The sequence below is a fragment of the Serratia sp. NCCP-200 genome, assembly GCF_059697885.1.
This window is the reverse complement of record NZ_BAAKUJ010000001.1, coordinates 1-25,062: the sequence shown is the minus strand read 5'-3', so window position 1 is coordinate 25,062 and position 25,062 is coordinate 1. Positions and strand designations below refer to the sequence as shown.

21 protein-coding genes are annotated in these 25,062 nt (G+C 55.9%); 16 read left to right on the top strand and 5 right to left on the bottom strand.

From position 1 onward, the window contains the following. Positions 1-28 precede the first annotated feature (28 nt). From AC6HVW_RS00105 to yihU, 4 genes are read right to left on the bottom strand one after another with little or no spacing between them, the layout of a single operon-like run. A complete protein-coding gene (locus tag AC6HVW_RS00105) occupies positions 29-1,372 on the bottom strand; it encodes an L-fucose/L-arabinose isomerase family protein (RefSeq protein WP_071683988.1) in 1,344 nt (447 codons plus the stop codon). 27 nt (positions 1,373-1,399) lie between these two features. Further along, positions 1,400-2,443, bottom strand: coding sequence for an aldose epimerase family protein (locus AC6HVW_RS00100; RefSeq protein ID WP_071683989.1), 1,044 nt, complete (start codon positions 2,441-2,443; stop codon positions 1,400-1,402). A 47-nt stretch (positions 2,444-2,490) separates the two neighbouring features. Then, positions 2,491-3,354, bottom strand: coding sequence for a class II fructose-bisphosphate aldolase (locus tag AC6HVW_RS00095; protein WP_186486109.1), 864 nt, complete (start codon positions 3,352-3,354; stop codon positions 2,491-2,493). Positions 3,355-3,402: 48 nt separating this feature from the next. Next, positions 3,403-4,293: a sulfolactaldehyde 3-reductase gene (gene yihU, locus AC6HVW_RS00090; RefSeq protein WP_186486110.1), complete on the bottom strand. Its 891-nt coding sequence runs from the start codon at positions 4,291-4,293 to the stop codon at positions 3,403-3,405. Positions 4,294-4,517: 224 nt separating this feature from the next. On the opposite strand from yihU, the gene AC6HVW_RS00085 reads away from it, so the two are divergent. The 11 genes from AC6HVW_RS00085 to AC6HVW_RS00035 all read left to right on the top strand — a co-directional run bounded on the left by AC6HVW_RS00085 (position 4,518) and on the right by AC6HVW_RS00035 (position 17,433). After that, complete coding sequence (locus tag AC6HVW_RS00085) at positions 4,518-5,414, top strand: sugar kinase (protein WP_071683992.1); 897 nt, start codon at positions 4,518-4,520, stop codon at positions 5,412-5,414. A 36-nt stretch (positions 5,415-5,450) separates the two neighbouring features. Then, positions 5,451-6,251 (top strand): DeoR/GlpR family DNA-binding transcription regulator, encoded by an 801-nt coding sequence (locus tag AC6HVW_RS00080; RefSeq protein WP_024530699.1) that lies wholly within the window; start codon positions 5,451-5,453, stop codon positions 6,249-6,251. Positions 6,252-6,594: 343 nt separating this feature from the next. Next, positions 6,595-7,797 carry a glycine betaine/L-proline ABC transporter ATP-binding protein ProV gene (gene proV / locus AC6HVW_RS00075; protein WP_021807606.1) on the top strand — a complete coding sequence of 401 codons (1,203 nt, stop codon included), beginning with the start codon at positions 6,595-6,597 and terminating at the stop codon, positions 7,795-7,797. Continuing rightward, complete coding sequence (gene proW / locus AC6HVW_RS00070; RefSeq protein ID WP_071683993.1) at positions 7,790-8,899, top strand: glycine betaine/L-proline ABC transporter permease ProW; 1,110 nt, start codon at positions 7,790-7,792, stop codon at positions 8,897-8,899. The genes proV and proW overlap by 8 nt, the downstream gene beginning before the upstream one ends. A 74-nt stretch (positions 8,900-8,973) precedes the next feature. After that, positions 8,974-9,975, top strand: coding sequence for a glycine betaine/L-proline ABC transporter substrate-binding protein ProX (proX, locus tag AC6HVW_RS00065; protein ID WP_021807604.1), 1,002 nt, complete (start codon positions 8,974-8,976; stop codon positions 9,973-9,975). Positions 9,976-10,441: 466 nt separating this feature from the next. Beyond that, the gene (locus AC6HVW_RS00060; RefSeq protein WP_059201610.1) at positions 10,442-11,641 is read left to right on the top strand and encodes an MFS transporter; all 1,200 of its coding nucleotides are present in this window, start codon (positions 10,442-10,444) and stop codon (positions 11,639-11,641) included. A gap of 393 nt (positions 11,642-12,034) precedes the next feature. Continuing rightward, a complete protein-coding gene (gene mprA / locus AC6HVW_RS00055; protein ID WP_021178983.1) occupies positions 12,035-12,556 on the top strand; it encodes a transcriptional repressor MprA in 522 nt (173 codons plus the stop codon). Between the two features lie 22 nt (positions 12,557-12,578). Continuing rightward, positions 12,579-14,030: an efflux transporter outer membrane subunit gene (locus AC6HVW_RS00050; RefSeq protein ID WP_071683994.1), complete on the top strand. Its 1,452-nt coding sequence runs from the start codon at positions 12,579-12,581 to the stop codon at positions 14,028-14,030. A gap of 21 nt (positions 14,031-14,051) precedes the next feature. Then, positions 14,052-15,224, top strand: a complete 1,173-nt coding sequence (emrA, locus tag AC6HVW_RS00045) for a multidrug efflux MFS transporter periplasmic adaptor subunit EmrA (RefSeq protein ID WP_071683995.1) — start codon at positions 14,052-14,054, stop codon at positions 15,222-15,224. 17 nt (positions 15,225-15,241) lie between these two features. Continuing rightward, positions 15,242-16,777 (top strand): multidrug efflux MFS transporter permease subunit EmrB, encoded by a 1,536-nt coding sequence (gene emrB / locus AC6HVW_RS00040; RefSeq protein ID WP_021178986.1) that lies wholly within the window; start codon positions 15,242-15,244, stop codon positions 16,775-16,777. Between the two features lie 275 nt (positions 16,778-17,052). Further along, positions 17,053-17,433: a hypothetical protein gene (locus AC6HVW_RS00035; RefSeq protein ID WP_254698864.1), complete on the top strand. Its 381-nt coding sequence runs from the start codon at positions 17,053-17,055 to the stop codon at positions 17,431-17,433. A 99-nt stretch (positions 17,434-17,532) separates the two neighbouring features. Here the strand turns inward: AC6HVW_RS00035 and AC6HVW_RS00030 are convergent, their stop codons facing one another. Further along, a complete protein-coding gene (locus AC6HVW_RS00030; RefSeq protein WP_021807598.1) occupies positions 17,533-18,624 on the bottom strand; it encodes a tRNA/rRNA methyltransferase in 1,092 nt (363 codons plus the stop codon). Positions 18,625-18,820: 196 nt separating this feature from the next. Here AC6HVW_RS00030 and trxC point away from each other — a divergent pair, with 196 nt between their 5' ends. From trxC to AC6HVW_RS00005, 5 genes are all read left to right on the top strand, one after another. Further along, positions 18,821-19,240, top strand: coding sequence for a thioredoxin TrxC (gene trxC, locus AC6HVW_RS00025; protein ID WP_021807597.1), 420 nt, complete (start codon positions 18,821-18,823; stop codon positions 19,238-19,240). A 116-nt stretch (positions 19,241-19,356) separates the two neighbouring features. Next, positions 19,357-20,061, top strand: a complete 705-nt coding sequence (locus AC6HVW_RS00020) for a tRNA-uridine aminocarboxypropyltransferase (protein WP_071683997.1) — start codon at positions 19,357-19,359, stop codon at positions 20,059-20,061. A 55-nt stretch (positions 20,062-20,116) separates the two neighbouring features. Beyond that, the gene (locus tag AC6HVW_RS00015) at positions 20,117-22,768 is read left to right on the top strand and encodes a bifunctional acetate--CoA ligase family protein/GNAT family N-acetyltransferase (protein WP_186486112.1); all 2,652 of its coding nucleotides are present in this window, start codon (positions 20,117-20,119) and stop codon (positions 22,766-22,768) included. Positions 22,769-22,921: 153 nt separating this feature from the next. Further along, the gene (gene pssA / locus AC6HVW_RS00010; protein ID WP_059201619.1) at positions 22,922-24,277 is read left to right on the top strand and encodes a CDP-diacylglycerol--serine O-phosphatidyltransferase; all 1,356 of its coding nucleotides are present in this window, start codon (positions 22,922-22,924) and stop codon (positions 24,275-24,277) included. Positions 24,278-24,353: 76 nt separating this feature from the next. Then, complete coding sequence (locus AC6HVW_RS00005) at positions 24,354-24,686, top strand: YfiM family lipoprotein (RefSeq protein WP_059201620.1); 333 nt, start codon at positions 24,354-24,356, stop codon at positions 24,684-24,686. The last annotated feature ends 376 nt before the right edge of the window (positions 24,687-25,062 follow it).

Sequence of the window (25,062 nt, the reverse complement as noted above, 5' to 3'; positions counted from 1 at the left end):
CGTATTTTTCCAAGCGTTGGTCGCCCGCTCAGGTCAGTTCAATCACGTCCAAACCAAGCAGACCGGCCACTTTGCGCAGCAGCGGGCGGTGCTCGCCGTAAACCAGCGAGGTGTGGTGCTCCATACCCGCCGCAATCAGGCGCTGGCGGTAAGTGTCTGCATCCACATCCAGGCGTGCGGTCCCGGCTGTACCGGAAAACGCCAGCGGAGCCTTGATCATTTCGCCACCGGCCAGCATCAGGCGCAGCTTGCCCTCACCCTGAGTGATGCGGCATAGCGTGATGCGCCCCGGTTTGAGAGCAAACTCAGACAGCAGAGGAAGCTTGCGGTTGGAGTGGATGGTGGCCTGCACCGGGCCATCGCGATCGGCCATTTCGATCGGTGCCTGCCCGCAGTGCCAGAACACCACGCTGTTATCCTGCGGATCGATATCCACCAGGTCGGTATTGAACGCCGCATTGCCAGAGGCCCACTGCGCCATCAGCGAAGAGAGCACGCCAAACATGTCGGCTTCACAGCCACACGGCACTTTATCTTCGTTCATCAACGCCAACGCCCCGCAGGCAGCGCAGCCGTAATCGGTAAAGAAATCCGGCCAACAGCGCACGGCAATGCCGGTGTAACCTTCACGCTGCGCTTTTTCACGCAGGGCAGAGTAAACCTTGAGCGTTTTGCGGGTGGCCGTTTGATCCATCTCTGCCAGGTTAGGGAAATCCTTGGCACGGCGGGCATAAGGCGCATCGGCCACGCTGTCCGGCAGCGCCTTCACCTCTTCAATAAACTCCAGCACCGGCTGGCGAGTTACCTCAACGCCAAAGTGCTGCGTCAGTTGCTGCTGGTTGTAGTTGCAGGCGTCAAAACCCAGCGGGTGTTCGCCAATCACCATCACCTTGGCCTGTTTGAAGCGCTTAACGATCGCCGCGGCCTGCGCCAGCTGCTGTAATTCGTTAATTACCCGGCTGTCGTCCGGCAGGCCGTGCAGCGTTTGCACATTGATGGCTTCACGGCTCAGGGCATGGCAAGCCAGATTCACCCCGCAAAAAGAGTTCAGGCGCAGACGGCCACCGGTACGGGCTTCCGGGAATGACCACATCGCCGTGGGCACCGGGAAATCACGCACCACTTCGGTGGTGAGGGAGGCATCGGTAAAGGTCACTTGCAGGATCAGCAGCAGATCGAGATCGGCCTGTTTGAGTGCGGGCAGTATTTGCAGAGCCGATTCGGCATCAAACTGCAACACCGGTTCCCCCACCAGCTCGATATCCATTCCGCTCAGCGCCTGCCAGGCTTGCGCCAGCATCTCTTGCGCGTAGGGCACATCGAAGGTCGCGCGGCCAAGCGCCAATACGCCTACTTTTGCTTTATTTTTCATCACATTGCTTCCAGTAATCGAATAAATCTATGCCACGGTGCTGAAGCGGTGTTCAGTCTGGCTGTAATAGTTTTCCCCTGGGCGCAGCACCACGTTGCCAAAATGGGCGTGGTGAATGCTGTCTGGGAACGCCTGGGTTTCAAGGCAGATGCCGGAAAACGCCTGATAGCGATGGCCAGCCTTGCCATTCCAGATCTTGTTGGAAAGCTTGAAGGCGTTATAAAACTGCACGCCCGGCAGCGAGGTGTGTACTTCCATCACTCGCCCGGTCTGCGGGCAAATCAGACTGGCAGCGGGATGCAACGCGTCATCGCCAGGTTTAAGCACGTAGTTCATATCAAAATCCTGCGCCGGGCGGTGCAGCATGGCGTCCCCAAGACGACGGGCGTTGCGGAAATCAAATGCCGTCCCGGCAACACGGCGGATTTCGCCGGTGGGCAGCATGGTGGTTTCATCTACCGGCGTCATAAAGTCGGCGTCGATCTTGAGCTGCTGATCGTGGATCAGATGCTGATGTCCGCGCAGGTTGTAGTGGCTGTGATTAACCAGGTTGACCAGCGTCGGCTTATCGGTCTGTGCCTCAAAGCTCAGCGTCATCACATTGTCTTCCGTCAGGCCGATGCGGTGGCTAACCTGCAGATTGCCCGGATAGCCTTCCTCACCATCGATAGAGGTACGGCTGAAAATAATGCCGTCGCCGTCTTCCTGTGCCTGCCAGACATATTTGTCAAAACCCCGACGTCCGCCGTGCAGGTGTTGTCCGGTAGGAAGCTCGTTGGTGGCCAGAATATATTCCTGACCGTCGATGCTGAAACGTCCACCAGCGATACGGTTGGCGCAGCGCCCGGCAATCGCGCCGAAAAACGGATGCCCGGCCTGATAAGCCGCCAAATTGTCGAACCCCATCACGACATCTTCCGCTTGCCCATGGCGATCCGGCACCCAAAGCTGAGTAATGATGCAGCCGTAATCGGTCACACACAGCCGCATCCCGTTGGCATTGGTCAGCGTGAAAAGGGAAACGGCCTGCCCTTGATGTTCGCCAAAATGCTGGCGTTGAATGGTTGTCATAATCTGTGCCCTATGGTGAGCGCGGCAGTTTGCCGCGCAACGGATGCTTAAAACTGAGCGGCTTTACCCTGGCTGCCAAACAGCCTGATTTTTTCGGCGACCTTGGCCTGCATCACATCACGGCCATGCCCGAGCGACACCGCCAAGACAAACTCGTGCGGATCCTGGTCGAGCACTTCAGCCATGCCCTGGGTGAAGGCCTGCCGCAGTTCTGTGTCCACGTTCACCTTGGCGACGCCCAGTGAAACCGCCTTGCGGATCTGATCGTCTGGTACGCCAGAGCCACCGTGCAGCACAATCGGTTTTTTGACGATCTCGCGGATCTCTTGCAGACGTTCGAACGCCAGCTTGGGCTCCTGTTTGTACAGGCCGTGAGCGGTGCCGATGGACACTGCCAGATAATCCACCGTGGTCGATTGAGCAAACTGCAGCGCTTCGTCACTGCTGGTGATCAGGGCGTCTTTTTCGTCGACCGAAATATCATCCTCGGTGCCGCCGATCTTGCCGATCTCACCCTCGACCCCAATGTTCAGCGCATGGGCCACGTCCGCCACGGCACGGGTGATCCGTACGTTTTCGTCAAATGACAGGTGAGAGCCGTCAAACATGACCGACTGGAACCCGGCCTGCACCGCCTGCATGGTCTGTTCGAAGCTGCGGCTGTGATCCAGGTGGATGCACACCGGCACCGTGATATCGCGCATAAACGCATCGATCATCGCCTTCATGGGCTCCAGACCCATCACGCTAATCACTTTCTGCCCCACCTGGATCATGATCGGGGCCTGCTCCTGTTCGGCTGCCAGCAAAATGGCGCGAATGGTTTCGGCGTTGTGTGCGCTGAACGCGCCGATGGCATAGCCGTTTTCCCATGCATGTTGGATCATGGTGTTACCAGATAAATAAGGCATTTCTTCTCCCCTCTGCGCGCTGCATAGCAACCGCAATTACGTTAAGTGTTACGCTTGATCCGCTCTGCCCGAAGCAGCCCGAACCTGTTCCAAAATGGCACTCCAATCCTGACGCCCGCGCCCGCTGGCCCGCGCCTGGCTGTAAACCTCACGTGAGGCTGCGCCCATCGGCATGGCAACGTGCAACTGATTGGCCACATCCAACGCTATGCCCAGATCCTTGTGCGCCAGATCGATCATGAACGCCGGGCTGAGATCGCCCTTCAGCACCTTGTTTGGCCAAGTGGTGGTGAAATGCCCCTTGCCTGCCGGTGTGCCGCTCATGACTTGCAGCGCAACGTCAAACGACAGCCCTAGCGCCTCGCACAGCACCGCAGCTTCGGCAGACAGCGCGTTGAGCGCGATGCTCATGTAGTTGTTGATCAGCTTCACGCGGATCCCCATGCCCGGCCCACCGGCGTTGATCAGCTCCGAGCCCATCGCCATCAGCACGGGCGTCGCACGCTCCACCTGCTCGGCGGTGCCACCAGCCAGGATCAGCAACGTGCCAGCCTGAGCATGGTCTGAAGTCCGCCCGACCGGGGCATCCATCAGGCTAAAGCCCCGAGCCTGCATCTGGGCAATCAGCCGATCCGTTTGCAGTGGGTGGATGGTGGACATGTCCATCACCAATGCCGCAGGCGATAAGGTGCAGCACACCCCCTCGGCACCAAATAACACCTCATGCACCAGTTCGCCGTTAGGCAACATGGTGATGACGAACTCCGCGTCCTGTACCGCCTGCGCCGGGCTGGTTGCCGCCTTGGCCCCCTGAGCAACCAAGGTGCTGACCGCCGCCGGGCTGATATCAAAAACGTTCAGCCGGTGCCCCTGCTTGATCAGGTTGCTGGCCATCGGCGCGCCCATTTGCCCTAGCCCGATAAATGCGATCTGTGCCATGGTTCTCTCCTGTTGGTTACTAGTGTCATGTCTGTGTCATCCCACCGGCCACAAATCAGACCGTTTTTGTCTGTTTTTGATCGTATTTGTAATTTATGGTCAAAAAATTGACAGCCGTCACTCTTTTAACATTTGAGTGAATTAAAATGGTGGCAGCGTGATCGGCAGCCACTTTTTGCTGAAAACCGTTCGCTTACACAGTTCAACATCCAGGGATCCAGACCATGACTCGAATCGCATGCGTAGGCATTGCAGTGCAAGACCGCCTGTATTACGTAGAGAAACTGCCTGAAGGCGGGGGGAAATATGTTGCCACCGACTACCGCGAAATTGGCGGAGGCCCGGCGGCAACGGCTGCGGTGGCCGCAGCCAGATTGGGGGCAGAGGTAGATTTCATTGGCCGGGTCGGGGACGATGCTACCGGGCAAACCCTGTTGGCCGAGCTGGGCAGCTATGGCGTCAATGTCAGGCATGCCCGACGTTGCCCACAGGCGCGCTCATCACAATCGGCTGTGCTGGTGGATGCCCAGGGAGAACGCATGATCATCAACCATCCCAGCCCAGATTTACCCGAGGATGCCGAATGGCTGCATAACATCGACTTTAGCCATTACGATGTGGTGTTGGCGGACGTGCGTTGGCATCAGGGCGCGCTGACCGCCTTCACCTTGGCCCGGCGCGCAGGTGTCACTACCCTGTTGGATGCCGATGTCACACCGCAGGATATCCGCCCGCTGGTTGCTTTGGCCGACCATGCAGCCTTCTCCGAGCCTGGTTTGCTGCGGATGACAGGAAAAACAGATATCGAGCAGGGATTGCGTGCAGCAAAAAATGACAAAAACGGACAAGTTTATGTCACTCAGGGTAAACATGGCTGTTTCTGGTTGGAAAACGCTCAACTTAAACATCAGCCAGGCTTTCCGGTTGAGGTGGTGGATACCACGGGTGCCGGAGACGTTTTCCACGGTGCGCTGGCGGTATCCCTGGGTTCACAACCCGATATAGCTCAGGCGGTGCGTTACGCCAATGCAGTTGCCGCATTGAAGTGTACACGTCCTGGCGGGCGCGCGGGCATCCCCAATTGTGATCAAACTGACTCTTTCCTGGCCAGTTTTGTATAATATGGTTGGCCCATGACAATATTAAGGGAGTGGAGCATGAGTCTGACTGAACTTACCGGCAACCCACGCCACGATCAGCTGATCCAGTTGATCGCCAAGCGCGGCTATATGAACATCGACGAGCTGGCGCAATTGCTGGAAGTGTCAACGCAGACGGTCAGGCGCGATATCCGCAAACTGAGCGAGCAGGGGCTGATTAGCCGCCATCATGGGGGCGCAGGTCGTGCCTCCAGCGTGGTCAACACGGCCTTTGAGCAACGGGAACTCTCTTACACACAAGAGAAGATAGCCATTGCGGAGGCCATTGCCGATTACATTCCCGATCGTTCCACCATTTTTATCACCATCGGCACCACCGTTGAGCATGTTGCCCGGGCGCTGATGAACCACAGCCACCTGCGCATCATTACCAATAGCCTGCGGGTGGCACATATCCTGTATAAAAACACCGAGTTCGAAGTGATGGTGCCGGGCGGTACGCTGCGCCCCAATAACGGCGGTATCATCGGCCCCAGCGCCGTAAGCTTTGTGGAAGGCTTTCGCGCCGACTACCTGATCACCAGCGTCGGGGCAATCGAAGCTAACGGCGACCTGCTGGAATTTGACGTGAATGAGTCCAGCGTGGTGAAAGCGATGATGGCGCACTCCCGTCATATTCTGCTGGCTGCGGACCACACCAAATTCCATGCTTCGGCGGCAGTAGAAATCGGCAATACCCGACAGGCGACCGCGTTATTTACCGACCTACCTCCCCCCTCTGCAATGGGATCGGTGTTACAGCAGCAGCAAGTGGAACTGGTCGTTATTCCCACCAGCAGCGAAGAACCCACGCTCTGATCCACGGTGGTAAACCCGCTGATTTTCCTGCCGTTAGTCAATGCACGCAGAACTTTACCATGCGTGCATTAATTACCCATTTGACGCTGTCAATATTCCCTGCAAATAGCTGCCGTAGTCACCAATATATCCGGCCATTTTCTATTGCTCATTATGGTTAAATAACCGCGTAAAAATCGGGTAATTATGCCCAACCATCAAACCGGATATCACCAGAAAAATCCTGCGATATGAACATTGAGGGTTGTCTCAGAATGTCAGTGTGTTAGGGTATAGGGCACTCTTATTTTCTATTAGGACAACTTTAGCGTTTGATAATAAACCAAAGGAAACAGCGAATTGCATGGCAATTAAACTAGAAGTTAAAAATTTATATAAGATATTTGGTGAGCACCCGGAACGCGCATTTAAGCTGATAGACAAAGGTTTGACGAAAGACCAGCTGCTGGAAAAAACGGGGTTATCACTTGGCGTCAAGAACGCCTCTCTGGCCATTGAAGAAGGCGAGATATTTGTCATCATGGGGCTTTCCGGTTCCGGTAAATCCACCTTGGTACGCCTTCTCAATCGTCTGATAGAACCCACCCGCGGTGAGGTGCTGATTGACGGTGAGGATATATCAAAAATATCCGATGCTGCGCTGCGCACCGTACGGCGTAATAAGATCAGCATGGTGTTCCAGTCATTCGCTTTAATGCCGCATATGAACGTATTAAATAATACCGCATTCGGCATGGAATTAGCGGGTATTCCTTTACAGGAACGCCAGGAAAAAGCGTTGGACGCTTTGCGTCAGGTTGGGCTGGAAAATTATGCCAATGCTTATCCCGATGAACTGTCCGGTGGTATGCGCCAGCGTGTCGGCTTAGCCCGCGCCATGGCTAACGATCCGGATATATTGTTAATGGATGAAGCCTTCTCTGCGCTAGACCCATTAATTCGTGCCGAGATGCAGGATGAGCTCGTCAAATTACAGGCGAAACATCAGCGCACCATCGTCTTTATTTCCCACGATCTGGATGAAGCGATGCGTATTGGCGATCGCATTGCCATTATGCAAGGCGGCGAAGTGATCCAGGTGGGGACCCCGGATGAGATATTAAATAATCCGGCCAACGATTATGTGCGCACCTTCTTCCGCGGCGTCGATATCAGCCACGTTTTCAGTGCCAAAGATATCGCCAAACGTCGCCCGGTGACCCTGATCCGTAAGACCCCCGGTTTTGGTCCGCGCTCTGCGTTGCAGATCCTGCGTGATGAAGACCGTGACTATGGCTACGTGCTTGAACGCGGCCAGAAATTTATCGGCGTGGTATCGATAGACTCTCTCAAGCAGGCGCTGGCGGCCAATCAAACGCTGGACGACGCCTTGCTGGATGCCCCACTGCCCGTTCCGGCGGATATGCCGCTGAGCGAACTGATCTCACTGGTCGCACAGGCTCCTTGCGCCGTGCCGGTGGTCGGGGAAGACAACAACTATATCGGTATCATTTCCAAAGGCATGCTGCTGCAGGCTTTAGATAAAGAGGGCCCTACGAATGAGTGATTATCAGGATCCATGGGCAACAGCTGCCACATCCCCTAACGACGCCCCGGCAACTCAGGCTGCTACCAGCAGCGATCCCTGGTCAACCGGCGCACCGGCAGACAGCGTACCCCACGATGCCGCTAATCAGGCCGCATCGAGCGCTGACTGGCTTAACAGCGCCCCAGTGGAGCCCGAGCACTTTAGCCTGCTGGATCCGTTCCACAAGGCTTGGGTACCGTTTGACAGCTGGGTCACCCACGCCATTGATTGGCTGGTGTTGCACTTCCGTCCGCTGTTCCAGGGCATTCGCGTGCCGGTAGATTTCATCCTCAGTGGTTTCCAGCAGTTTTTGCTGGGTATGCCTGCTCCAGTCGCCATTTTGCTGTTCTCGCTGATCGCCTGGCAGATATCCAGCCTCGGCATGGGAGCCGCCACGCTGCTGTCATTGGTCGCCATCGGCGCAATCGGGGCCTGGTCACAGGCAATGGTCACGCTGGCGCTGGTGCTCACCGCCCTGTTCTTCTGCATCCTTATAGGTCTGCCGTTGGGCATATGGTTGGCTCGCAGCAAACATGCCGCCAAGGTGATCCGGCCACTGCTTGATGCCATGCAGACCACACCAGCCTTCGTCTATCTGGTGCCGATCGTCATGCTGTTCGGTATCGGTAACGTGCCGGGGGTGGTCGTCACAATAATCTTTGCCCTGCCGCCCATCGTGCGTCTGACGATCCTGGGCATCAAACAGGTGCCGGAAGATCTGATCGAAGCCGCCGAATCCTTCGGCTCCAGCCCGCGCCAGCTGCTGTTTAAAGTGCAGTTGCCGCTGGCCATGCCAACCATCATGGCCGGGGTTAACCAGACGCTGATGCTGGCGCTGTCGATGGTGGTTATCGCCTCGATGATCGCCGTAGGCGGTCTGGGCCAGATGGTGCTGCGTGGCATCGGCCGCCTGGATATGGGACTGGCCGCCGTAGGTGGCGTCGGTATCGTTATTCTTGCCATTATTCTCGATCGCCTCACCCAGTCGCTGGGGCGCGATCGCCGCAGTAAAGGGCTAGGCCGCTGGTATACCCACGGCCCAATCGGGTTGATCGCTCGCCCGTTTATCAAAAAAGCCTGATCGTTCTACCCGCCGGCGGCTTTCTGCCCTGGCGGGCTCTATCTCCAAACAACATCAATAACAGAGGAAAAACTATGCGCACTACAGGGATCTGGGCAATTGCCCTTACCACACTGCTTGGTTCACAGGTTGCTTCCGCTGCTGATTTGCCAGGAAAAGGTATTTCGGTACAACCGATACAGAGCACCATCTCCGAGGAGACCTTCCAAACGCTGCTGGTCAGCAAGGCGCTGGAAAAACTCGGTTATGACGTGAAAGAGCCGCGTGAGGTGGACTACAACGTGGCCTACACTTCCATCGCCGCTGGGGATGCCACTTTTCTGGCGGTGAACTGGGATCAGTTACACGCCGATCAATATCAGGCCGCCGGGGGCGATAAAAAATTCTATCGCGAAGGGGCTTACGTCAGCGGTGCCGCTCAGGGCTACCTGATCGACAAAAAAACCGCCGAGAAGTATCACATTACCAACGTTGAGCAACTAAAAGATCCGAAAATTGCCAAGCTGTTTGATACCAACGGTGACGGCAAGGCCGACTTGACTGGCTGTACCCCGGGCTGGGGCTGTGAAACGGTGATTAATCACCATATCGACGCCTATGGCTTGGGCAAAACCGTGGAGCATAATCAGGGCAACTACGCCGCCATGATCTCCGATACCATCACCCGCTTCAAAGAAGGCAAGCCGGTGCTGTATTACACCTGGACGCCGTACTGGGTCAGCGATGTGATGGTGCCAGGGCGTGACGTTGTCTGGTTGCAGGTGCCGTTCTCTTCCCTGCCGGGCGAGCTGAAAGATGTGGATACCAAGCTGCCGAACGGGGCCAACTATGGCTTCCCGGTCAACAACATGCATATTGCCGCCAATAAACAGTGGGCGCAGGCCAACCCTGCCGCCGCCAAGCTGTTTGCCATCATGAAACTGCCGATTGCCGACGTCAACGCGCAGAACCTGCGGATGCATGCAGGCCAGTCCTCCGAGGCGGACATCCAAAACCATGTCAATGGCTGGATCAAGGCTCACCAGGCCACGTTTGACGGCTGGGTGAAAACCGCCGCTGAAGCCGCCAAGTCATAATAGCCCTCACCCCAACCCTCTCCCACAGGGAGAGGGAGCTGTTAGCCCCTACTCTTTTGGAAGTAAGGGGCTTTCTCGGCAAACCCGATTGTCCCCTCATCCAAAGTAAATCACCGAATGTTCAGACCCACTCGATCAGTCCCCTCTCACTTCAGAGGGAGCTGTTAGCCCCTGCTCTTTTGCCAATAAAGGGATAATCTCGGCAAACCCGATTGTCCCCTCATCCAAAGTAAATCACCGAATGTTCAGACCTACTTGATAAGTCCCCTTCCAAGGTAAATCACCGAATTTTCAGACCCGCTCGATCGGTTCCCTCTCCCTGTGGGAGAGGGTTAGGGTGAGGGCCCCGTTTTCTTTGTTTAACTGACCGACATCCTTCCTGCGGCATACTGATAAAAATTATACATTGCCTTAACATTCTGTTGTGTCTGATACTTCGATCACAGATTTCCATTATTGAAGACCTATGAACCAACCAACCGAACACCCGGGGCTTAGCCCTGCACTGACGCTGTTAATCGCGATGGCCACCGGCCTGGCGGTTGCCAGCAACTACTACGCCCAGCCGCTGCTGGAAACCATCGCACAAAACTTTAATCTCTCGGTTAACCAGGCCGGATTTATCGTCACCGCGGCTCAGCTAGGCTATGCGGTTGGCCTGCTGTTTCTGGTGCCGTTGGGCGATATGTTTGAGCGCCGCGGGCTGATCGTCTTTATGACGCTGTTAGCCGCCGGGGGCATGCTGATCACCGCTTCCTCCAGCACCTTATCGATGATGATCCTCGGAACGGCCCTTACCGGCTTGTTCTCCGTCGTGGCCCAGCTTTTAGTGCCACTCGCCGCAACCTTGGCGCACCCGGCAAAACGCGGTAAAACCGTCGGTGTGATCATGAGCGGCCTGCTGCTCGGCATTCTGCTGGCACGTACCGTCGCCGGTGCTTTAGCGGCCCTCGGCGGCTGGCGTACCATCTACTGGGTGGCCAGCGTGTTGATGATCCTGATGGCCCTGCTGCTGTGGCGCGCCTTGCCACGCTATAAGCTGCATTCCGGCCTGAACTACCCGCAGTTGCTGAAATCCATCTTTTCCCTGTTCTGCTTCACCCCGTTGCTGCGTACCCGCGCGATCATTGGCGCTTTGTCGTTCGCCAACTTCAGCGTGCTATGGACCTCAATGGCTTTCCTGCTGGCTTCCCCACCTTTCAACTATTCCGAAGGCGTAATTGGGCTATTTGGTCTAGTGGGTGCTGCTGGCGCCTTGGCTGCCTCACGTGCCGGTCATCTGGCCGATAAGGGCAAAGCAGGGCTAACCACCAGCGTCGGATTGGTGCTGTTGCTGCTGTCCTGGATCCCGATTGCGTTGGCCCCGTACTCTCTCTGGGCGCTAATTATCGGCATTCTGGTGCTGGATCTGGCGGTGCAGGGGGTGCATGTCACCAACCAAAGCGTGATTTATCGCATCATGCCGGAGGCGCGTAATCGCCTGACCGCCGGTTACATGACCAGCTATTTTATCGGGGGTGCCGTGGGTTCAGTGCTTTCCGCCGCCGCTTATCAACATGCTGGTTGGAACGGCGTAGCGGGGATTGGTGGCGTATTGTGCGTGCTGAATCTGCTGACGTGGTGGCGTGGCAAGCGCTATGACCCGCAGGGTCCGGCCACCATCTAGTTAGCAAGAAAATAATAACCCAGGAAATTTATTAGGCCGCAGGGTGTGAAAATTACTTACACTCTGGTAATATTGTCGCGGTAAATTATTGGCGACCTATGCACCCTGCGCCCCGGACCACCATGAACGACCTTACTCAGGTAAGTTTTCTTTCTATCCCCTCCGCAGGATGCCGTAGTGCCCCGCCCTGTTACATAAACAAACCTTACCTATCTCAGCCTGCGGAACGGCAGAATTTGTGCCTTCAATCACAAGACCTTAGTGTCTGTGGCGTTAAGCATTTACAAACAACTTACAAATGACACGAATTGCTAAATTATTCCCCTGGCTGAAGATTTACATTATTAATCACCATCGTTACTATACCGAACGAAATTAATGAGGCACTAAATTATGGAAAGCTCGTTTACCCCCATAGAGCAAATGCTGAATTTCCGCGCCAAACGTCAGAAAGACTTCCCATACCAGGAAATCCTGCTGACCCGCCTGTGCATGCATATGCAAGGCAAGCTGTTGGAAAATCGCAATAAAATGCTGAAAGCACAGGGAATCAACGAAACCTTGTTTATGGCTCTCATTACGCTGGATGCGCAGGAAAACCACAGTATTCAGCCTTCTGAGCTAAGCTCGGCCCTGGGTTCGTCACGTACCAATGCCACCCGCATTGCCGATGAACTAGAGAAACGCGGTTGGATTGAGCGCCGGGAAAGCGATCACGATCGCCGCTGCCTGCATCTGCATATGACCCAGGCTGGGGAAGCGTTTCTCGAACAATTGCTGCCACCGCAGCATAAATGTCTGCACTTTCTGTGGTCTACGCTGAACGACGAGGAGCAGCAGCAGCTTGAAATGCTGACGCGCAAATTGTTGACCCGTTTGGATCAGATGGAAGTTTCAGAACAGTTATCCCAATAATTCCTGTTCAGGTAATCATTTTATGCGATCCCCGTTAAACTGGAGATTCACCCCGCTGTTCGCCGTTCTGTTGCTGGCGGGGTGCGCATCTACCGATAATATTGCCCCGCAATCCAAGATGATGGATCCGCAACAGCTGCAGCTTGCCCAGCCGAAAGTCAGCTCGCTTGCCATCAGCCCGCAATGGTGGCGCACCCTTAACGATCCCCAGCTTGATAGCCTGATGACCCAGACGCTGCAAAACTCGCCTTCGCTGCAACAGGCAGGCGCTCGCGTGCGTGAAGCCCAAAGCGTGGCGGGGGAAGCCAGTGCCGCCAATGGCCCCAACCTGGATCTGAATGCCAGCATCAACCGTCAGCGTGTGGCGCAAAACACCAACCTGGGCTTTGGCTATCCGCCCAACCCGGTGTATGAGTCCTCTAACTCTCTGGGCCTGAATCTGGCCTATGAGTTTGACTGGTGGGGCAAATATCGCAATCAGGTCAATGCGGCAAAAGCGCAGATCGATGCCGCTCGTGCCGAGCAAGCACAGGCCGCTCTGACGCTGACCAGTTCGGTAGCTTCAGCCTATTACCAGTTACAGGCGAATTACGCGCTGGAGAATGTGCTGCAACAAGAGGTGGATAACAATCAACGCCTGGCCGACCTGCGCCAAAAGCAATATAAAGCCGGGATCTACGGCGTGGAAATCCCGCAACAGACCCAGGCACAAGCAGACAGTGCCAAGCAGCAGATCATCCAGCTGCAGTCACAGATTGAACAACTCAAACACCAGTTGGCCGCCCTGGCCGGTCTTGGCCCGGATGCGATGCAGTCTCTGCATCCGGTAGCCATGCCAAGCGAAGAGCAGTTAGCCCCCAAAGGCGAACTCACCGCAGAGTTACTGGGTAAACGCCCGGACATCGTGGCACAGCGCCAACTGGTGGAGTCCTATAACCAACGGGTCAGTGCGGCACGCAAAGAGTTCTACCCTAGCCTGTCGATCTCGGCCTTTGCTGGCTTGACCACCACCAACGTCGGCGGCACCAGCCCGAATCTGTTTGAAGCCGCCAGCCAGGCGTGGGGCGTGGTACCAGCTATTTCCCTGCCTATCTTCCATGCCGGTGCGCTACGCAGCAAGCTGGGTGAAGAGTCTGCACTCTACGATCAGGCGGTGGGTTCCTATAACCAAACGCTTGTCAATGCGTTACAGGAAACGGCCGACGCCATCACCATTCAACAGAGCAGTAGCAAGCAGCTGCTGCAGGCAACCTCTGCCTCCCAATCCATGCAGGATGTGTACCGGGTCGCCAACGCCAAATACCAGGCAGGAATTATTGGGCGTGATGAACTGTTGACCAGCCAGACGCAGCTATTACAGCAGCAACAGGCACAACTGAATGCCAGCAGCAACTTGATGCAGGCGAAGATAGCATTGGTACGCGCGTTAGGGGGTGGCTACCAGGCCCCGGCGGCAGCGGAACCTAAAGCATAATTTTAGAGCGTGGAGAATACCATGAGTGCAAGTGCGGAAACTCAAAACCCGCAGCAACCGGCTGGCAAAAAACGGCAGCGTAAATTCTGGCTGCTGCTGTTGACGTTTATTTTTGTGATTATTGGGGTGGCCTATTTAGTCTATTGGTTCCTGGTGCTGCGTCATCACCAGGAAACCGACGATGCCTACGTGGCCGGTAATCAGGTGCAGATCATGGCCCAGGTTTCCGGTAGCGTGAACAGCGTGACCTTCGATAACACCGACTTTGTCCGCAAAGGCGATGTGCTGTTAACGCTGGATCCTACCGACGCCGAACAGGCGTTTGAGCGGGCCAAAACCGCGCTGGCCAACAGCGTGCGCCAAACGCATCAGCTGGTGATCAACAGTAAGCAGTATCAGGCTAACATTGCGCTGCGCAAATCTGAGCTGAGCAAGGTAGAAAACGATCTCAAGCGTCGTATCGTGCTGGGCAACGCCGATGCCATTGGCCGCGAAGAGCTGCAACATGCGCGTGACGCGGTAGACAATGCCAAAGCGGCACTGGAAGTCGCAGTGCAGCAATACAATGCCAATCAGGCGATGGTGCTGAATACCCCGCTGGATAAACAGCCCGCCGTGCTGCAAGCCGCTGCACAGATGCGCGATGCCTGGATGGCGCTGCAGCGTACCCGTATCGTCAGCCCAATCACCGGCTTCGTTTCACGCCGTAGCGTTCAGGTGGGGGCACAGATCTCCCCTGGGACGCCTCTGATGGCCATAGTGGCACCGGATCATGTCTGGGTGGATGCCAACTTTAAAGAAACGCAGATCGCCAATATGCGTATCGGCCAAGAGGCCACCGTGGTGAGTGACCTGTACGGTAGCGACGTGGTGTTCAAAGGCAAGGTCGTGGGTATCGATATGGGTACCGGCAGCGCATTCTCACTGTTGCCTGCACAGAACGCGACCGGTAACTGGATCAAAGTGGTGCAACGTTTACCCGTGCGTATCGAACTGGATGCGCAACAGGTTGCTGAGCATCCTCTGCGTATCGGTCTTTCTACGCTGGTCAAAGTCGACACCACCAATCTGGACGGCCTGGTGCTCTCCGATACGGTACGTCAAAAACCGCTGTTTGAAACCAACGCGCTGACGCTGGATCTGGCACCGGTGAATCAAATGATCGCCGATGTGATCCATGCAAACGCCGGTTAAGCGAGCGGGAGGCTACCTTGGCACAGAAACCGCTTGAAGGTGCCCAGCTCGCCTGGATGACGGTCGCGCTCGCCATGGCGACCTTTATGCAGGTGCTGGACTCCACTATTGCCAACGTGGCGATACCGACCATCTCGGGTAACCTCGGGTCTTCCAACTCGCAGGGCACCTGGGTGATCACCTCATTTGGGGTGGCCAACGCCATCTCCATTCCGATCACCGGCTGGTTGGCGAAACGCGTGGGTGAAGTTCGCCTGTTCCTGTGGTCCACGGCGCTGTTCGCCCTGGCCTCCTGGCTGTGTGGTATTTCCAACAGTCTGGGCATGCTGATCTTCTTCCGCGTGATCCAGGGCATCGTCGCCGGGCCGCTGATCCCGTTGTCGCAAAGCTTGTTGCTGAATAACTATCCCCCCGCCAAGCGTTCGATGGCCCTGGCGCTATGGTCGATGACCGTGATCGTCGCGCCGATTTTTGGGCCTATCCTGGGCGGCTATATCAGCGATAACTATCACTGGGGCTGGATCTTCTTCATCAACATCCCGATTGGGCTGTTCGTGATCCTGGTCGCGATGTCGACGTTGAAAGGCAGGGAAACCAAAACCGAGATCAAACCGATCGATACCGTCGGGCTGGTACTGCTGGTGGTTGGTATCGGTGCGCTGCAGATTATGCTCGATCAGGGCAAGGAGCTGGACTGGTTCAACTCGACCGAGATCATTGTCCTGACCGTCGTGGCCGTGGTGGCGTTGGTGTTCCTGGTGGTATGGGAGCTCACGGACGATCACCCGGTGGTGGATTTGTCGCTGTTCAAATCGCGCAACTTTACCATTGGCTGTCTGTGTATCAGCCTGGCCTACATGCTGTATTTCGGGGCGATCGTGCTGTTGCCACAGTTGCTACAGGAGGTATATGGCTACACCGCCACCTGGGCTGGCTTGGCATCTGCGCCGATCGGGCTGCTGCCGGTGATCTTGTCACCGATTATCGGCCGCTTCGGCCACCGGCTGGATATGCGCCGCCTGGTCACCTTCAGCTTCATCATGTATGCCGTGTGCTTCTATTGGCGCGCCTACACGTTTGAGCCGGGGATGGATTTTGGCGCTTCCGCCTGGCCGCAGTTCTTCCAGGGCTTTGCGATTGCCTGCTTCTTTATGCCGCTGACGACCATTACCCTGTCTGGGTTGCCGCCGGATCGCATAGCGGCAGCATCGAGCCTGTCGAACTTTACCCGTACCTTGGCGGGCTCTATCGGCACCTCGATCACCACCACGCTGTGGACCAGCCGGGAGGCGATGCATCACTCGCAGCTGAGCGAGTTTGTGAATCCGTTCAACCCGCAGTCGCAGGAGATGTACAGCAAGCTGGAGCAGCTCGGCATGAGTAAGCAGCAGGCTTCGGCGTATATCGCCAACGAGATCACCGCGCAGGGGCTGATCATCTCGGCCAACGAGATATTCTGGCTTTCGGCGGGGGTGTTCCTGATATTGCTGGCGCTGGTCTGGTTCGCCAAACCACCGTTCAGTTCCGGGGGCGGCGGGGGCGGAGCCCACTGATCGAGTCACGCCCATAAACTCCAATGGAAGTGGCTAAAGATCTTCTGTGATATGGGGCGGTTCAAAGATGGACCGCCTCATAGAATTGAATGATGCTTTCCCCATCGACCTATTTTTGTGGATTTTGGCTACATAAAAGACAACAATAATGCCGCAGTGCCAGAATGGATATTAGTTGAATTTATAAACTTTTCTAACAGGGAATCTCTGGGCTAAAGCATGATAAAAAAACGCTGATTGCAGCATTAAGCCTTGGTATGGTGGGTTGTGCTGCCATGAAAATACCTGCCTACGCAGAAGTCAAAACCAGTCCGTATTATGATGAATGCCGCGAGTTCGCCGTCGATGTGTATAACAATGATGGGTACAGCAAGCTCGTTAATGACACGATACTGCGCATGAACGAGCAAAAAGCTCAGGCCATTGTAACTGGATGTGTGGTCGCTATGGGAAAAAACAGTCTTGAAGAGGCCAAATTTGATATGAAACAAAAGGCCGTAACTTTTGGGATAATCAATGCTGCTTGCGACAGCGCTTCGTGCCGGGCTGATACGGATCAACAGCTGAAAGCTTTTACCCTTGGCAGCTTTTATGCGACACAAAAGAAATTTTCCGACAACATGAAAGTTGAGAAAACTGGGAAAGCTGATTTTTAAGGGCTAGAGTTGCAGACATATTTAGTCACATAGATCAAAACCCTGACCTTACGGCCAGGGCTTTGTCTGCAATCGAACGAGCTTTTATTGCGTAACAGATTACGCCTGGTTCTGACGCCACCAATCTGCCAACAGAATACCGGTCGCTACCGAGACGTTCAGGCTTTCTACTTTGCCAGTCCCGCCGATAGACACGCTCATATCACCCTGTTGCCAAGCGCTGTCGCTCAGGCCATCACGTTCCTGACCCAACACCAGCACCATCTTGGTTGGCAGTTTAGCCTGCGCCAACGGCGTGCCTTTATGGCTGGAGGTGGTGACGATGGTGTAACCCGCTTTGCGGAACGTATCCAGCACGGATAGGAAGTCATCGGCATTGATTGCCTTGATGTGTTCCGCCCCGCCTTCAGCCGTACGCACTGCTGCGCCAGATTCCAGCACCGCTGGATCCTGAAGCAATACGCCGTTCACGCCAAAGTGTGCACAAGAACGAACGATCGCACCCAGGTTGTGTGGGTTGCCCACTTCTTCCAGTGCCAGCACGCAATCTTTGGCCGGTGCATTCTGCAGGTAAGCCTGCGCATCCAGACCTTGACGCTTTTTAATCAGGAAGCACACGCCGCCGTGATGTTCGGTACCGGACGCTTTGGCCAGTTCCTCTTCATCCACCACATGGTAAGCCTTGCGGTTAGCCGCCATCCAACGCAGTGCCTCACGGAAACGTGGGGTTACGGATTGCACAAACCAGGCACGGACGATGGCATCTGGACGGCTGGCGAACAGGGCTTTACAGGCGTTTTCACCGTAAACACGGGTTTCTTCCGCACGTTGGCGGCGCAGCTGCTCAGGATCGATAAAGCTTTTGCCACTGATGCCACCATGATCGAACGCCGGTTCTTCTTGCGGAGCACGAGACACGGTTTTCCACGGTGATTCATAACCACCGCTGTCTTCGGTGCGCGCCGGACGGCGAGGACGATCGCTTTCACTGCCGCTGCGACGGGGATCGGCACCCCGACGGTCACCACCGCGCGCCTTATCCTGACCGGCACGGCCAGAGCGTGCATTGTCAGCCGGGCGGCCTTTGCCGTCAGGTCGTTTGTTCTTGTTACGGTTGTCGCCGCTATCGTCGTCACTACGGACGAACATCACTTTAACCTTACCGTTCTTGCCACTAAATGAATCGTTCATTGTCTTCTCCACCAACGCGCAGGGCGCGAAGATTACCTGATGTTGGTGCGCTAAGCCACCAACTTGCGCTAAAAGCTAGCATCTATCAAATTCATCGAACAAATCACTTGGTCGAATGCCACGCTTTTACCGATAATAAGCAACATTAAGGATACATATACGCGGCTAACATGCTGCGTCAGCCCCAGAGGTAACCATGAATACAGTTTGTGCAGCTTGTAATGCCACCAACCGCGTGCCGGAAGAACGTCTGGCGGACGGCGCTAAATGTGGCCGCTGCGGCCATGAATTGTTCGACGGTGAAGTGATTAACGCCACCGCCGCCACGTTGGACCAGCTCCTGCAAGACGACTTGCCGATCGTGGTCGATTTCTGGGCCCCGTGGTGTGGCCCGTGCCGCAGCTTCGCGCCGATCTTTGAAGACGTGGCACAGGAGCGTGCTGGCAAGGTGCGTTTCGTGAAGGTCAACACCGAAGCCGAACCCGAGTTGAGCGCCCGCTTCCGCATTCGCAGCATCCCTACCATCATGGTGTTCCGTGAAGGCAAGATGGTCGATATGCTCAACGGCGCGATGCCGAAAGCGCCGTTCGATAACTGGCTTAACGAGCTAGTTTAACGCAAAAGCGCTTACTATGCCGCCAGTTGTTGTCGGCATCTCATCACCCAGAAAGCCCGTGCGCCTCTCCCGCCGGGCTTTTTTCTGCGCTACAATGGCAGTTTTTCAGGATCGTTATGACTGACAACGCCGTACTTCGTCTGCGCCAAAACCGTTTAGACCGCGCCACCCGCCCATTTCTGGCCAGAGGTAGCCGCGCCGTGCGCTGTCAGGGTTGTTTGCTACCGCAGCAAAACTGCCTGTGTGCCACCATCAAACCGCAGCAGGCCAACAGCCGCTTTTGCCTGATCATGTTCGGCGCAGAGCCGTTAAAACCCAGCAATACCGGCCGCCTGATCGCCGATATCCTGCCTGATACCCTGGCGTTTACCTGGTCACGCACCGAAATCGATCCGGGCCTGCTGGCAGCCATCAACGATCCCACTCGTCAGCCCTACGTGGTATTTCCGGCGTCATATGCCGATGCGGATCGCCCGGTGGTTAGCAGCCTGCCCACCGGTGGCAAGCCGCCTTTATTTATCATGCTCGACGGTACCTGGTCGGAAGCGCGCAAGATGTTCCGTAAAAGCCCCTATCTGAATCAGTTCCCGGTCTTTTCACTGAACGTGTTGGCCTCATCGGACTATTTGCTACGTGTTGCCAGCCGCCCCGAACAGCACTGTACGGCAGAAGTCGCTGCCGCCCTGCTCCAACAGGCAGGCGATGAACAGGCCGCGACCGGGCTGAGCCAACATTTCAATTACTTCCGTGAACAGTATCTGGCCGGGAAACCTCACCGCCCAGAGGCACCGGTCACAGCAAATCTGCCACAAAGCGCCTAGAATCAGACGATAATTTGCCTCTTTCAGGCAAACCGATCAGGAGCAGGAGCCGCACATGAGCCAGAGAGGGTTAGAAGCGCTATTACGTCCCAAATCAATCGCCGTGCTCGGCGCTTCTCAACAGCCCGGCCGGGCTGGCTACCTGATGATGCGCAATCTACTGGCTGGCGGGTTTACCGGCCCGATACTGCCGGTCACGCCTCGCTACAAGGCTGTCTGCGGCGTGATGGCCTATCCCGACGTAGCCAGCCTGCCGCTAACCCCCGATCTGGCCGTGCTGTGTACCAATGCCCAGCGTAACCTGGCACTGATCGAAGCCCTGGGTGAGCGCGGCTGCAAAACCGCCATTGTACTTTCCTCCCCCGTGGAACAATTCGCCGAGCTGAAGGCCACCGCACAACGTTACTCAATGCGCCTGCTGGGGCCAAACAGCCTGGGCTTGCTGGCACCTTGGCAAGGTATCAACGCCAGCTTTTCGCCGGTCCCCATTCAGAAAGGCAAGCTGGCGTTTATCTCCCAGTCTGCCGCCGTGGCGAACACCATTCTGGACTGGGCGCAACAACGGGAGGTTGGCTTCTCCTACTTCATCGCGTTAGGGGATAGCCTGGATATCGACGTAGACGATTTGCTCGACTTCCTGGCCCGCGACAGCAAAACCAGCGCCATTATGCTGTATCTGGAAAACATCAACGACGCGCGGCGTTTCCTTTCCGCCTCCCGCAGTGCCTCACGCAATAAACCGATCCTGGTGATCAAAAGTGGCCGTAGCCAACAGGCACAGCAGCTACTCAACAGCCAGCAGGGATTAGACGCCGCCTACGATGCTGCGATCCAACGCGCCGGTTTGCTGCGCGTGCAGGATACTCACGAGCTGTTTTCCGCCGTGGAAACCTTAAGCCATATGCACCCGCTGCGCGGTGAGCGGCTAATGATTATCAGCAACGGCGCGGCCCCCGCAGCCATGGCGCTGGACCAATTACTCTCCCGCAACGGTAAGCTGGCAACGTTGACGGATGAGACTCAGGAGAAGCTGAGCACTGCCCTACCGGAGTTTATCCGGCCAGGAAATCCTATCGATCTGCGTGATGATGCAACCCCCAAGCGCTATCTGGCCGCTCTGCAACCGCTGCTCGACAGCCACGACTATGACGCCCTGCTGCTGATCCATGCCCCTAGCGCCGCCTCTCCGGGCACTGAGACCGCCGAACGGCTGATCGAGGCCATCCGCCAGCACCCCCGTGGGAAACGCATTACGCTGTTAACCAACTGGTGTGGTGAATACTCCTCTCAGGAGGCCCGCCGCCTGTTTACCGAGGCAGGGATCCCAACCTATCGCACGCCAGAAGGCGCGGTCACCGCGTTTATGCATATGGTGGAATACCGCCGTAACCAGAAGCAGCTGAAGGAAACTCCGGCGCTACCGATTGGGCTTACGGCCAATACCGCCGCCGCGCACCAGTTGATCCATCAGGCATTGGCCGAAGGGGCGAGCCAGTTGGATACCCATGAAGTCCAGCCGATTCTGCAGGCTTACGGCCTCAGCACCCTGCCAACCTGGATTGCCAGTGACAGCGCCGAAGCGGTGCACATTGCCGAACAGATTGGCTATCCGGTGGCGCTGAAACTGCGCTCTCCGGATATCTCGCATAAATCCGAAGTTCAGGGGGTCATGCTTTATTTACGTACCGCCACCGAGGTGCAGCGGGCAGCGGAAGCGATCCTCGATCGGGTGAAGCGTACTTATCCGCAGGCGCGCATCCACGGTCTGTTAGTGCAAAGCATGGCCAACCGTGCCGGAGCACAAGAATTGCGGATTGCCGTTGAACAGGACGCGACCTTCGGCCCGCTGATAATGCTCGGCGAAGGCGGCATTGAATGGCGTAAGGAAAACCAGGTCGCCGTTGCCCTGCCGCCGCTGAATATGGCGCTAGCGCGTTATCTGGTGTTGCAGGCGGTGAAAGGAGGCAAAATCCGTGGGCGCAGTGCGCTGCGGCCGCTTGATATCCCCGGCTTAAGCCGCCTGTTGGTGCAGGTTTCCAACCTGATCCTTGACTGCCCAGAGATCTCACGCCTCGATATTCATCCGGTATTAGCCTCCGGTAGCGAATTTACCCTGCTGGACGTTTCCATGCAGTTAACGCCTTTCAGTGGCGATCCACAGGCGCGCCTGGCGATCCGCCCTTACCCCCATGAGCTGGAAGAAGCCATTGAATTAAAAGACGGTTCTCAATGCCTGTTCCGCCCGATCCTGCCGGAGGATGAACCGGCGCTGAAGCACTTTATCGACCGCGTCACCAAGGAAGATCTCTATTACCGCTACTTTAGTGAGATCAACGAGTTTAGCCACGACGATTTGGCTAACATGACCCAAATCGACTACGATCGAGAAATGGCTTTCGTAGCGGTACGCCATGGCGAAGAGATCATCGGCGTGACGCGCGCCCTGTCAGATCCGGACAACACCGACGCCGAATTCGCCGTACTGGTACGTTCCGATCTGAAAGGCCTGGGTCTGGGCCGACAGCTCTTGATGAAAATGATTGGCTATGCGCGAGCGCAAGGCCTGATCCGCCTGACAGGCATTACGATGCCGAATAACCGCGGAATGGTCACACTGGCTCAAAAGCTGGGGTTCAAGGTCGATGTACAAATTGACGAAGGGATTGTCAATTTAACCCTGCCGCTACAGGATGGGGCGACGCCGTGACCGCTGTCGCAATGTAATACGAATCCACTACTTAACGCCAAAACATACGCACAATCGGGGCAACTAGTGGTATTATCGCCCGATTGTTCGAAGCATTTTATTCATGGAAGTGGCGTTCCGGCCATCCAAATATGAGAGAAGAAGCGCACTGTGATGTTGTCAAAATTTAAACGTAGCAAACATCAACAACACCTTGCACAACTGCCCAAACTCCCCCAGACGGTTGCTGATGTCCGTACCCTTTTTACGCCGGCTGATTTCCGTGCAACGCTGCTGGAATCGATCGCTAACGCAACAACCCGTATTTATCTGGTAGCGCTCTATCTGGAGCATGACGATGCGGGCCGCGATATCCTCAATGCGCTCTATCAAGCCAAGCAGCAGCGCCCTGAGCTGGAGATCTGCGTGTTGGTAGACTGGCATCGTGCTCAACGTGGGCGTATCGGTGCGGCAGCGGCCAATACCAATGCCGACTGGTACTGCGCTATGGCGGCACAACACCCGCAGGTTTCGGTGCCGATTTACGGCGTTCCAGTCAATACTCGCGAAGCGCTGGGCGTACTGCATTTGAAGGGCTTTGTCGTTGACGATACGGTGATCTACAGCGGTGCCAGTATTAATGATGTCTATCTGCACCAGCATGATAAGTATCGTTACGATCGCTATCAGCTGATCACCAATAACCCGTTGGCGGTAACCCTGTGCGATTACATCAAACAGCATCTGTTAACCGCCGGTGCCGTACAGCGTCTTGATCGTGCTGACAGGCCCAAGAGCCTCGAGATCAAGAACGAAATCCGCCTGTTCCGCTTTGCCCTTCGCCGTGCCGCCTATCAATTTCAGGGGGGAGCCAGTAATGATGAGCTGGCCGTCACTCCGTTAGTCGGCCTGGGCAAACAGAGTATTCTGAACAAAACGATCCACCACCTGATGTCCAGCACCGATCAGAAACTGACGCTGTGCACGCCTTACTTCAACCTGCCAGCCTTGCTGGTGCGCAATATCATTTATCTGCTGCGCCAAGGGAAACAGGTGGAGATCATCGTGGGGGACAAGACGGCCAATGACTTCTACATTCCTGAAGATCAGCCGTTCAAGATTATCGGCGCGCTGCCTTATCTTTACGAAATCAACCTGCGCCGCTTCCTGAGCCGCCTGCAACGCTATGTTGATACCGGCCAGCTGATTGTGCGCCTGTGGAAAGACGGCGATAACAGCTATCACCTGAAAGGGATGTGGGTCGATGACGAGTGGCAATTGATCACCGGTAACAACCTCAACCCGCGCGCCTGGCGGCTGGATCTGGAGAACGCCATTCTGTTCCACGATCCCAAGCACGAAATGCAGGAACAGCGGCATAAAGAGTTGGAAACGATCCGCACCCATACCACGGTGGTGGGCCACTACCTCGAGTTGCAAAGCATTCAGGAATATCCGGTCAAGGTGCGTAAACTGATCCGTCGTCTGCGTCGGATCCGTATCGATCGCTTGATTAGCCGTATATTGTAAACTCGCTATAATTAACTGCACCACAGCCCGGCAATGCCGGGCTTTTTTGTTCATATTGAGACAGGATGTTTTCACTATGCGCCCACTCCGCCCGCTTCTCCTCCTTCCGGTACTGTTGTTCTCCAGTGGCTGTACTCACCTGGCCAATGATAGCTGGACCGGCAAAGACAAGGCTCAGCACTTTGTGGCTTCCGCTGCATTTGCCGCCGCTGGTGCGGCTTATGGCGATCATCAGAACTGGAATGAGGCACGTAGCCGCAGTTTTGGCCTGCTATTTTCAGTTGGCTTGGGCGCGGCGAAAGAGCTGTATGACAGCCGCGAAGGCGGTACGGGCTGGAGCTGGAAGGATTTTGCCTGGGATGTGGCAGGGGCTGCGACAGGGTACAGTATTTATCATCTGGCGCGTTGAAGCTTGGTAATGACCCCTCACCCTAACCCTCTCCCAAAGGGAGAGGGAACCGATCGAGTCCGCTGGTATTCCTCTGAACTTCTTATCTTTCTGATTACTCATCACTGTCGAAACGGCATGGGTTCATCAAAGGTTCCGACTTGCCGAAGCCGCACTCACTCATCCACGACGCCGGACGGCTCCCTCTCCCTTCGCACGGATGTTCAGTTGTTCTCGGCTGGTACTCTGGGAGAGGGCGGGGGTGAGGGGTTTTCACTGTTATTTCCTGTTTTCTGCGCATAGCAAAAAGGCCATCCTTGCGGATGGCCTCTTGGCTTAATTGATGCCTGGCAGTGTCCTACTCTCGCATGGGGAGACCCCACACTACCATCGGCGC